At 46.0% G+C, this 10933-nt stretch carries 8 protein-coding genes; 4 read left to right on the forward strand and 4 right to left on the reverse strand.

The window, feature by feature from the left end; all coding sequences use genetic code 11:
* Positions 1 to 197: 197 nt before the first annotated feature.
* Positions 198 to 668, reverse strand: a complete 471-nt coding sequence (locus K5Q92_RS20255; protein ID WP_220770680.1) for an FKBP-type peptidyl-prolyl cis-trans isomerase — start codon at positions 666 to 668, stop codon at positions 198 to 200.
* A gap of 273 nt (positions 669 to 941) precedes the next feature.
* On the opposite strand from K5Q92_RS20255, the gene K5Q92_RS20260 reads away from it, so the two are divergent.
* Entirely contained in the window at positions 942 to 2012 is a 1071-nt protein-coding gene (locus K5Q92_RS20260) for an OmpA family protein (RefSeq protein ID WP_220770681.1), read from the forward strand.
* A 2-nt stretch (positions 2013 to 2014) separates the two neighbouring features.
* The gene (locus K5Q92_RS20265) at positions 2015 to 7015 is read left to right on the forward strand and encodes an Ig-like domain-containing protein (protein ID WP_220770682.1); all 5001 of its coding nucleotides are present in this window, start codon (positions 2015 to 2017) and stop codon (positions 7013 to 7015) included.
* A gap of 85 nt (positions 7016 to 7100) precedes the next feature.
* On the opposite strand, the gene K5Q92_RS20270 is transcribed toward K5Q92_RS20265, so the two are convergent.
* From K5Q92_RS20270 to K5Q92_RS20280, 3 genes are all read right to left on the reverse strand, one after another.
* Positions 7101 to 7718 carry a DUF1294 domain-containing protein gene (locus K5Q92_RS20270; protein ID WP_220770683.1) on the reverse strand — a complete coding sequence of 206 codons (618 nt, stop codon included), beginning with the start codon at positions 7716 to 7718 and terminating at the stop codon, positions 7101 to 7103.
* Positions 7719 to 7819: 101 nt separating this feature from the next.
* Entirely contained in the window at positions 7820 to 8113 is a 294-nt protein-coding gene (locus tag K5Q92_RS20275) for a helix-turn-helix transcriptional regulator (RefSeq protein ID WP_220770684.1), read from the reverse strand.
* A gap of 99 nt (positions 8114 to 8212) precedes the next feature.
* Positions 8213 to 8704, reverse strand: a complete 492-nt coding sequence (locus tag K5Q92_RS20280; protein ID WP_220770685.1) for a hotdog fold domain-containing protein — start codon at positions 8702 to 8704, stop codon at positions 8213 to 8215.
* Positions 8705 to 8871: 167 nt separating this feature from the next.
* Here K5Q92_RS20280 and K5Q92_RS20285 point away from each other — a divergent pair, with 167 nt between their 5' ends.
* Together K5Q92_RS20285 and K5Q92_RS20290 are read left to right on the forward strand one after the other, a co-directional pair.
* Positions 8872 to 9795 (forward strand): DUF368 domain-containing protein, encoded by a 924-nt coding sequence (locus tag K5Q92_RS20285; protein ID WP_220770686.1) that lies wholly within the window; start codon positions 8872 to 8874, stop codon positions 9793 to 9795.
* Between the two features lie 151 nt (positions 9796 to 9946).
* Positions 9947 to 10903 carry a DUF523 and DUF1722 domain-containing protein gene (locus K5Q92_RS20290; protein ID WP_220770687.1) on the forward strand — a complete coding sequence of 319 codons (957 nt, stop codon included), beginning with the start codon at positions 9947 to 9949 and terminating at the stop codon, positions 10901 to 10903.
* Positions 10904 to 10933: the final 30 nt, after the last annotated feature.

Consider the following 10933-nt stretch of genomic DNA (forward strand, 5'->3'; position numbering starts at 1 on the left):
TCTACGGCAGCTACAACTTGTAATTTAAAGCCTAACGAATAATCTCGCTGTGTTCGCTTAACGCGGGCTGGTATTGGTGTGGTCATAATAAAGTCCTAAATGTGTAAACACATTCCAGGACAAGACAATTGCTAACAAAAAGCCCGAACGGACAACCATTCGGGCTTTTCTTTTAATCAGACAAATAATCAGCGTGATTAATCGATACTGATTAGCTCTACATCAAAAATCAGGGTTGAGCCAGCAGCAATTTTTCCTGCGCTGCGATTACCGTATGCCAGCTCACTTGGAATAAAGAAGCGAGCTTTTTCACCGACCACCATTAACTGCACCCCTTCAGTCCAACCTTTAATCACACGATTAAGCGGGAATGCAATGGGCTCGCCACGTTCAACAGAGCTATCGAAAACAGTGCCATCGATGAGTGTACCGTGATAATGCACTGTCACTGTGTCGCTCGCTTTTGGATGCTCAGTACCTGTTCCCGCCTCAAGTACTTGGTACTGTAGACCTGATGCAGTAGTTGTTACTCCATCTTTAAGTTTATTCTCAGCAAGAAAACTGTTACCTACGGCGATATTTTCTTTGGCAGCTTTCTGGTTATTCATAGACGTAAAAAAGTAAAAAACAACACATGCAATAACTACAACAGCTAAAACCATTCTCATTTTTGAGCCACCTTGTTTAGATTTGAGCGCCTATGATAGCTAATCACTATCTTGAGGTAAATCTCAGCTTTAATCATCAAAGAATACAGTTTATATCGCATGAAAACCTGATGTTTAGCGATTTGTTTGATGAACTGAAAACTATCAGCTTATTGATTGATAACTGTGGCTTATGAGGGTTATTGTTGCGGTTAATATGATAATGTGACAAAGGTGAGCTACTATGTTCGGTTGCGAACCTAATCTTTAACACACCGTTATCGAGGAAAAGCCATGTTTAAACTAAGCTCCGTGAGAAGTTTTTCAATTGTCCTTTCAACTCTCCTATATCTGCCTTTAGGTGTTTCTTACGCAGCGCAGCTTGATGGCGCAGAACCTGTAAAAGAGTTTGAGCCTTACTTTTATCTTGGAGCAAAGGCTGGCCAGATGCATTATCAAAATGCGTGTGAAAGCTGGAGTATAGCCTGTGATGGAAACGATGTTGGCTTTGGCGGTTTTGCTGGTTATCAAGCATGGCAATATCTGGGTTTTGAGACCGCTTACCTTGATTTAGGTGAGGCAGTGGCGCATTACTCAGAAAGCGGTGTCGATAATACTTATATTGGTAGCATGAAAGGCTGGGAACTCTCGGCGGTGACTCGGTTTAGCTTGAGTGAAAGTTTTGAGCTATTTGCAAAGGCTGGTAGTTTCTACTGGGATGGTGATAATCGTGGCCCTAACAGCCGTAATTCAGATTCTGATTGGGCACCGATACTAGGTGCTGGGGTTGAGTATCAGCTATCGCCTTCATGGGTCGCACGACTCGAGTATCAATATATCGATAGCTTAGGCAGTGAGCTAATCGGTGGTAGCAATGGCCACTTAACCACTTTAGGTATTAGCTATCGTTTTGGTCAAAGTGCAGAAAAAGTGCAGCCGTCTGCTAAAGAGACCCCGGTAACCTTACCTGAAAAAATTCCTCCTGTAACACCTAAAGCTATTGTATTACCAGCAGTTACGGTAACCAGTTTATTCGATTTTGACAGCAGTGAATTAACTAATCCCGATTCTTTAGCGCCAGTGGTTGAGCGGTTAAAGCAAGTCCCCACGGCTGTAGCCTATATTAAAGGTTATACCGACTCTAAAGGCAACGCAGCCTACAACCAAGCATTGTCGGAGCGTAGGGCTCAAGCCGTCGCAGACTACCTCATTGCAGCGGGCATAAAACCCGAGCAGATAGAGGTACATGGTTATGGTGAGCAATTCCCAGTAATGAAAAACGATACCCCTGAGCATCGCCATGAAAACCGCCGTGTGTTAATACACATCCAATCAACGACATCAGAAATGAAGCCGGAGATCTAAATATGTCCTTATTTAAACAAGTATATCGCCAGCTGTTCTTGCTGACTTTATTGATTCTTGCTGGTTGTGGCGGCGATGACGATGGTTTTCCTACTGGGGACTGCGGTGGACCCGATGACCCATGCCCTGCCTATGCAGTAGCTCTTGATATTACTCCAAGCAACAGTGTTATCGCAGTAAGTACTCAGCAAGTTTATCAAGCTATCGCTACCTACAGCGATGGCGCAACTAAGGATGTCAGCCAAGAGGTTAGTTGGTCGAGCAGTGAGCCTACGCTTGCCAGTATTTCTGCAAATGGTGTCGCTATGGGGGTCTTAGCGGGAGAGGTGCAGATCACAGCAAGTCTTCCCCCTGCACAAGAAGCGGGCAAGGTATTAACCGATAGCGCGGCACTTAGGGTGACGGATGCCGCTCTGATCGCACTGAATATTGAACCTGGACAGGCGCAGATATTGGTTGGAATGAGTCAGCGTTATCGTGCCTTGGCTTTATTTGCCGATGGTCATCAACAAGATGTGACTAACGATGCTAGCTGGACAAGCTTAGACACCAATATCACAACGATCGGGAGCGATGGAGAAGCTATCGGCATCGCAAAGGGGCTTGCAGTGGGTGTAACGCAGGTGAAAGCGCATTTTTCTGCTCAAGAGGCATTGGCAACATTAGTCGTGCTAGCGACTAAACCTAGTCAGCTATTAATTACTCCCCCCGATGAAGCATTACCGAACGGCACCAGTCTGCAGTATCATGCACACCTGTTATTAGAAGACGGTTTGAGTATCGATGTGACGCCGCAGTCAGTGTGGCAAAGCTCGTCCGTGGATATTGCGTCTATCGATGACCAAGGTTTTTTAGTGGCTAAGGCACTGGGGCAAACACGAGTAACGGCGACGCTCTCCTTTGCTGATATTAGCTTATCCGATACAACCAGCGCGACGGTTGTGGATGCGCAGCTCAGTAACTTAATTGTGGCTCCTGCCCAAGGGACATTTCCTGTGGGAACCAAAGGCAATTATGTTGCTACGGCTTATTTTTCAGATGGTCAGGTAAAAGATGTGAGCCGTGATGCACTCTGGTCAGCATCACAACCTGATGTTGTCGACATAACAGCACAAGGGCAAAATGCTGGTGATGCCACCGCAAAAGCGGTTGGCCGTTCAAGCATAACCGCCACCTATCAAGAGCTAAGTGCCAATGCACAGCTAGAGGTTACCGATGCAGTGTTAATCTCGCTGCAGATCTCTCCTTTAAATACCCAAGTACCGGCTGGTACTCAGGTTCAATATCATGCCCATGCAAGTTTTAGTGATGGTAGCGTAAAAGATGTCACGAGCTTGGGGTATTGGCAAAGTCGTGAGCCGCAAATTGCTTCTGTTGGCTTAACGGGAGGGCTTTCTGGTATTGCGGATACTTATCAAGAGGGGATTACCGAGATCCGCTTCGATTATCTGGGACAGAGTCAGTCAACAGAGTTAATGGTGACGGCAGCGACTTTGGTCGATTTACAGATCTCACCGAGAGATCTTCAGGTGCCCATAGGTACGCAAGGGCAGTATATTGCAACCGCCTATTACTCAGATGGGCATAGCAAGGATGTTACTCAGCAGGCGAGCTGGATATCGAGTAACAGAGAAGTCGTGAACATTGTTAATACCGGAGTCGATGCTGGTTATGCTAAGGGGCTCCGCGAGGGGCTGGTAGAGATCACAGCAACCTATGCAGGGCTAAGCTCTGGAGTCAGCTCAACATCTATGGGGCGCGATTCGCAAGCTGTAGCTGAGATAGGGGCATTGACAACCATCAGCAGCAAAACAACGGCCAAGGTCACCCCTGCAATTTTACAGAGCCTAGTCATCTCACCAGTCAGCGCGAGCGTTGCAGCAGGCAATAATCAGCCTTATCAATTGTTCGCACTCTTTTCTGATGCTAGCAGTAAAGAGGTAACGCCTTATGCCTATTGGCAAACCAGCGATACCAGCATTGCCACCATTGACCGCTTTGGCTTAGCGCATAGTCTTGTTGAGGGGCAGGTGAAGATTGTTGCCAGTTATCTTGGCATGCAGGTCAGTGCAGATTTAGTTGTGACTGATGCGGTTATCACTCAATTGCAGGTTTCACCCGCACAGAGCAGCATCGCGGTAGGTTATAGCCAGCAATTGATTGCAACGGCTTATTATTCAGATGGTCATAGTAGCGATGTCACTAGCTTAGCCAATTGGAGTTCACTGTCGCCCTCAATTGTTCAGGTGAACTCTGTTGGTCTTGCCGAAGGTGCGGCTCAAGGAAACTCGAGCGTTGAGGCTAGCTATCAAGGCATGCAAGCAAGCGCCAATGTTAATGTCACCAGTGCAATACTCGAGTCGGTTACTTTGACGCCTGTAACAGCGACAGTGGCGGCGGGGAACACTCAGCAGTATCGATTGTTTGGCATCTTCTCTGACGGTAGTCATAAAGAGTTAACCTATGTAGCCAGCTGGCAATCTAGCGCATTAGCAGTTGCAACCATTGATAAATATGGCTTAGCACAAAGTTACCAACAAGGGCTGAGTCAAATCCAGGCGAGTTATATCGGTTTCTCAGCAGTTGCAGAGCTTAATGTGACCGATGCCGAAGTGACGAGTCTTCAAGTCTCTCCTGCAAACCTCTCTGTTCCGTTGGGGACGACGGGGCAGTATCGTGCCGATGCATTTTATTCCGATGGCCATACGAGTGATGTCACCCATTTAGCCACCTGGAGTGTTATCGATCCAAGCCTAGTTAATATTGCGGCAACGGGAAGCGAGGCGGGCTTTGCCGAGGCAATTGCGGTTGGGACGACAAAAGTTCAAGCGGATTTTGAAGGGCAGAGCGATAAGGTTGATGTAAAGGTAACCGATGCTGTTATTGAAAATCTGGTGATCTCACCGGCTTATAGCAGTATTGCTGCAGGGCTCAGTCAGCCCTATCAAGCGATAGGTGTGTTCTCCGATGGGAGCACCAAGCCCCTTACAGACGTTGTAAATTGGAACAGCTCAGATAGCGAGGTCGCAACGCTTAATCGATTGGGCGTTGCTCAAAGCTATAAGGCTGGCAATATCATCGTTAGTGCAAGTTATAGTGGTTTACAGGCGACAGCTGAACTGAACGTGATCGATGCACAACTTAATTATATTCGTGTCACACCAAGTTTAATCAGTGTGCCAGTAGGGACTGAAGGGCAGTTTGCTGCCCGTGCTTTCTATACCGATAACACCTCTGAAGATATCACTAAGGTTGCAACCTGGAGATCGAGTGATGAGGCGATAGTGCATATCGATACTGGCGCACCTAACAGCGGTTTTGCCAGCGCCGTAGAAGTTGGGCAGACTTCCGTCACGGCTCAGTATTTAACGGCAACGGATACTGCAGTCGTTAAGGTAACGCCTGCTGAATTAGTCGAATTGACGGTATCACCAGTAGATGCATCGGTTGCAGCGGGGCTGGATCAAGCGTATCAAGCCTTTGCTCGCTTCTCAGACGGAAGCAGTAAAGAGGTCACATTAGCGTCGAGTTGGCAGAGCAGCCAAACAGACATTGCCACTGTCGACTCGCAAGGTGTGGCCCATACTTTATTGTCGGGTAACACAGAGATCCAAGCGAGTTATAAATCACTCACGGCTAGCGCTTCACTTTTTGTTAGTGAACCTACCTTAGTAGATTTTCAGGTCACGCCAGTAAGCTCGACGGTAAATATTAATGAAAGTCAGCAATATATCGCGAGAGCCTTCTATTCTGATGGTTACTCATATGATGTATCGACGGCATCAACATGGACTTTAGCTGATGACTCAATAGCACATGTTGTCCCCTCGGGGTTCTCTGCAGGTAGGGTGACTGGAGATGCTCACGGACAGACAAGTGTGAAAGCGCATTACTACGGTATGGACGCTGAAGCTCTAGTTATTGTCAGCGATTTAGAATATTTAGGTGTGCAAGTCGAGCCCGCCGATACTTACGTTATCGTGAATAAAACGACCCAGTTACAGGCATTTGCTGTTTATAGAAATGATAGCGGAGCGATAATTCAAAAAGACGTTACAAATGTCAGTGACTGGCGGGCGGGGGATGCGAGTAAAGCTTCCATCGACGGTAATGGTCTTGTACACGGTATAGAAGTGGGGGCAACGGATACCTTTGCGATTTATCAAGGTGTTCAGGGGCAAGGCAGGATCAATGTCTATGACAGTGAGCTTATTGCGTTGACGGTTACCCCCGATAATCTGTCGGCACCCATTGGCACTAAGGGGCGCTATAAAGCGGTTGCAACTTATATCGATAGGCCCGATGAGGATGTAACAGAGCTCGCAACTTGGTCTTCAAGTGCTCCGGATGTGGTACATATCGTTACTTCGGGGACCAATGGTGGTACGGCCACGGCTAAAGCTGTGGGCATGAGTGAGATCACAGCCCAATTTGACGGCGCTGTTGATAGTGTTAGTACGCAAGTTACCGCAGCCGTGATAGAGCGCATAGAGATCACCCCTAGACTCGATACGGTTTACTCTGAAAACATTCAGAAGTTTTATGCTAATGCGTATTTTTCTGATGCCACTGTGGTCGATATTACCTTAGATGCGGATTGGAGAAGTGATGATCCTCATACAATATCAATCCAAACAGGTAACTCCCGTGCCGGCGAAGCTATGGGAGTCAGTCTGGATGGCTCTGCAACTATTTCGGCATCATACGCCGGACTTACCGATAGCTTGTTGTTGAACGTTGAACCTAATGTAGTTGAACAGGTAGAGATTATTCCGAATACCTTGACACTTAAAAATGGCGATTATCAAACTGTTCAGGTGATGGTGACTTATAGCAATGGTGATGTGTTTGACTACGCTAAATATGTCAATTGGAGCTCAATAGATGATAATATCGCCTATGGGCACAAAGATACTATTAACGCTATAGGTGTTGGTACTACCACTGTGACAGCGACTATGGGATTGGTATCGGGCTCAGCAGAAGTGACCGTAACGCCTTAAGTTATTTCAGCCAAGAGTTGGCTCAGTCCAAACGCAATTCACACCAAAAAACGCAGCGCTAATTTAGCGCTGCGTTTTGCTACTTTTAGTTTAACAGTGTATTTAATTCTGGCCTGTGGATGAGATAAATAAGCGCTAGATTGGCGCTTATTGTTAACCATAAGATGAATTTAAAACGACCCTTAGCAGACTTGTGCCTTAGCCACTGCTGAGCAAGTAGGGCGCCAGGCCAGCCGCCCGCCAAGCTTAATAGGTGAAGCTTAAATTCACTTACTCGCCAGCGATTGTTACGTGCAGAGCGCTTATCCCAGCCATAGGCGATAAATGTCACTAGGCTAGCAGAGATAAAATAGAGGAACAGCCAAAGAGGAAAATGCTGCAGCGTGTAGCCAATGCTCAAGGCGGCGATAAAACTCAGTGCAATAGCGATACTCAATCGGTTTGGTGAGCCGCTAATTTTTCGACTGGCCTTTGTTGCGCCGCCACCGAGTAGTCGCACCTTATCTGCACGCCACTTACCTTGTTTATCTTTAGCTAGGCAAAATTGGACCCGGTTACCTGCTTGTGGCCTTTTTCCTTGATGAGTAAAGGCTGAAATGTGTAAAAAGACCTGCTGCTTCTGACTGGGGATTTGGATAAAACCAAATCCCTTGGCGTCATCCCAGCTATCTATTACACCAGTTGATACTGCGTTTTTTGTCATCGGGTACTATCTGTTTCTATCACTGTGCCACTGATTACAACACTGATATTTAGTGCATTTCTATTGAATATAGTCAGGTTTAATGCGCTATAAAAGCTCTGTTAGCAGGACTCTCCTGAGCAGCACTCTTCCTGTAAGAATTGAATCAGGCTCTCTAAGCAGTCAAATTGGGGAATGCAATGTAGTACGCGTCCCTCCCTATGCTGCTTGACTAGCCCGGCAGACATTAAGCTTGATAGGTGATGTGACAGCGTCGAGTTTGGGATCTGTAAGATCTCTTGTAGGTGGCCAACGGGTAACCCCTCATGTCCGGCTTTGACTAGGGTTCTAAATAGGGTTAACCGAGTCGGGTGGCCTAGCTCTTTCAGGGCTTTCGCCGCAATTTCAGTATCCATACGTTTTAACTCAAAAAGAAAATATGTTTCGGTAGTTCTGGAAATAATAGCAGGGAAACAGCGACCGACAAAAGAATATTTTTAAGCCTAGGCTGAGGGCTAGCTTTTGCTTGGCTTTTCAGAGATCCACAGCTTGATGGTGCCTTGAACTACAACTACGCCATCTGTATCGTAAGCGGTGACGGGGACCAGCATATCACCGGGTACCCATTGCTCAGGCTTTACCTCGGCAACACAGGTAATATCGCTACCCGCCTTGGCTGTGTAGTCCACGCTCATTCCCTTAGGGATCCATCTTAGATGTGACGGGATTGACGCTTCAGCCATGACTCCCATAGCCATTTCTAGGCCGTTACAGATAGCGATAACGTGTACAGTCTGAATATGGTTGTGTACTGCTTTGCGTTTTTTTATTTGGCAAACACAGCGATTCACATTTAATTCACTAATGATGGGTTTTACTGTACCGAAGTAAGGTGCCATTCGGCTAACCATTAAGGAAAAAAGCTTGTTGCCAAAGGGCAGTTTGGTGACGCGGTTATAGAGTGACATCACCTTGGTGGTTTTTTGATTTTGTTCGAACTGGTTCATCTCGTTCCCTGTTTGCTGAACTGGTCAGATGAGATTAACATCGAATTAACATTAAATGCCAGCCGTAGGTTAATTTACCTTTATAAAAGCAAACTTCATTTCCTTTTTGGTTGGAATGGAACGTATAATTTTGCCGGCGAGCAGTTTTGAGTGAATTAAGGAATAAAGTGAATTATTTAAAGACCTACCTTAAGGGAATGGCGATGGGCGCAGCCGATGTTGTCCCTGGGGTATCAGGCGGTACGATCGCCTTTATTACGGCGATTCTCGATCCGTTATTGGAAAGTATTAAAAAAATTAGACCCTCTTTACTGGGCGTGATTAAAGAGCAGGGCATTAAAGCGGCTTTCATGCATATTAATGGTCCATTCTTAGTTTGTGTATTCGGTGGCATATTGACCAGTATTCTGAGTCTAGCCAAATTGATCACATACTTGCTGGTTACCCATCCGATCCCTGTGTGGTCATTCTTTTTTGGCCTGATACTGATTTCTGTCATTCATATGCTTAAGCAAGTGAAGGGCTTTACCTTAGGGCGCATAGCTTTGTTTGCCTTGGGGGCGGTGTTTGCGTGGGGAATAACCATGCTAAACCCTATTGCAGTTGAGATGACCTACCTCAACGTGTTCTTGGGAGGTTGTATTGCGATTACAGCGATGATCTTACCGGGGATCTCTGGCAGCTTTATTTTATTGTTGCTTGGTTTATACACCCCTGTGATTGGCGCGGTTAAGAATTTTGAAATTAGCATTATGGCGACCTTTGCCGCAGGTGCTGCGATAGGCATACTCAGCTTTAGTCATGTATTGTCGGCTTTACTTCGGAAGTATCATGACGCAACGCTGATGTTTTTAATCGGGCTCATGCTGGGCACCTTAGGTAAGATCTGGCCTTGGAAAGAGGTGCTGACCTTCCGTGAAAATTCAAAGGGTGAAATGGTACCGCTAGATGAGCGTATACTCTCACCGATGCAGTATGAACATATCACTGGTCAGCCTTCTTTGATGCTCTATGCCGTGATAGCTATGTTTGCCGGTATTCTACTGGTGTGGGGACTAGAGCAGTTTGCCGATAAGAGCCGCAAGGCTTAACAGTTGTCGGTAGTACATAAAAACGCCAGCAAATTGCTGGCGTTTTTTTATGGGAGAAATAATGAGTTGAAATAATTGGGATAAAACTTATACAAGAAAGTGATCCTTGTACAAGTATGCTGCGTAATGTCATGCAAATAGGAGTATGACTATGAGCCAATTTAATCCAGATAAAATCCAGATTGGTATTAGCGCTTGTTTGCTAGGTGAAAAAGTGCGTTTCGACGGCGGGCATAAAGCATCAAGCTATTGCCGTAAAGAAATTGCTGAACACTTCGATTATGTTCCTGTATGTCCTGAGATGGCAATCGGAATGGGCGCGCCACGTAAATCTATTCGTTTAGAAAAAGACGGCGATATTATCTTTGTTAAAAGTGCCGATGGTTCGGTTGATGTCACCGACAAGCTTAATGAGTTTAGTGATAAAAAAGTCGCACAGCTCGATTTCTTAGGTGGCTACATTCTATGTGCTAAATCGCCAACCTGCGGGATGGAACGGGTCACTGAGTACAAGTATGGCACTAACAATGGCTGTAAGTCCGGCATTGGTGTTTATGCTAGAAAGTTGATGCAGCGTTACCCACAGCTTCCCGTTGAAGAAGAGGGGCGTTTACACGACTTACCCATTCGAGAGAATTTTTTTACCCGGGTATATGCCTATCATGATTGGCACTGCCTACAAGCCGCTGGCTTTACTAAGCGTAATATTCTCGACTTTCATGCTCGCTATAAATACATGTTGATGGCGCATAACCCTAAACTGTATCGAGCATTAGGTCCTTTGCTTGCGGATATGACTGGTGATCTTGAGCAGATTGCTGCTGATTATTTCACTGGGTTTATGCAGATCTTAAAGATTAAGGCGACCCGGAAAAACCACACAAGTGCGTTGCAACATATTCAAGGTTACTTCAAAAAGCATCTTTCGAGTGCACAAAAGTTAGAGCTTGCTGAGTCGATTTTGAAATACAACCAAGGCTTGCAACCTATCTTGGTACCGATGACGCTGATCAACCATTATCTGCGAGAGTTTCCAACCCCTTATATTAAGAACCAAGTGTATCTTAATCCGCACCCTCAAGAGCTCAAGTTACGTTATGCCTACTAGGCATATATTTGATTGTTAACGAGGAGTGCA

Source organism: Shewanella sp. MBTL60-007 (genome assembly GCF_019654915.1).
GTDB lineage: Bacteria > Pseudomonadota > Gammaproteobacteria > Enterobacterales > Shewanellaceae > Shewanella.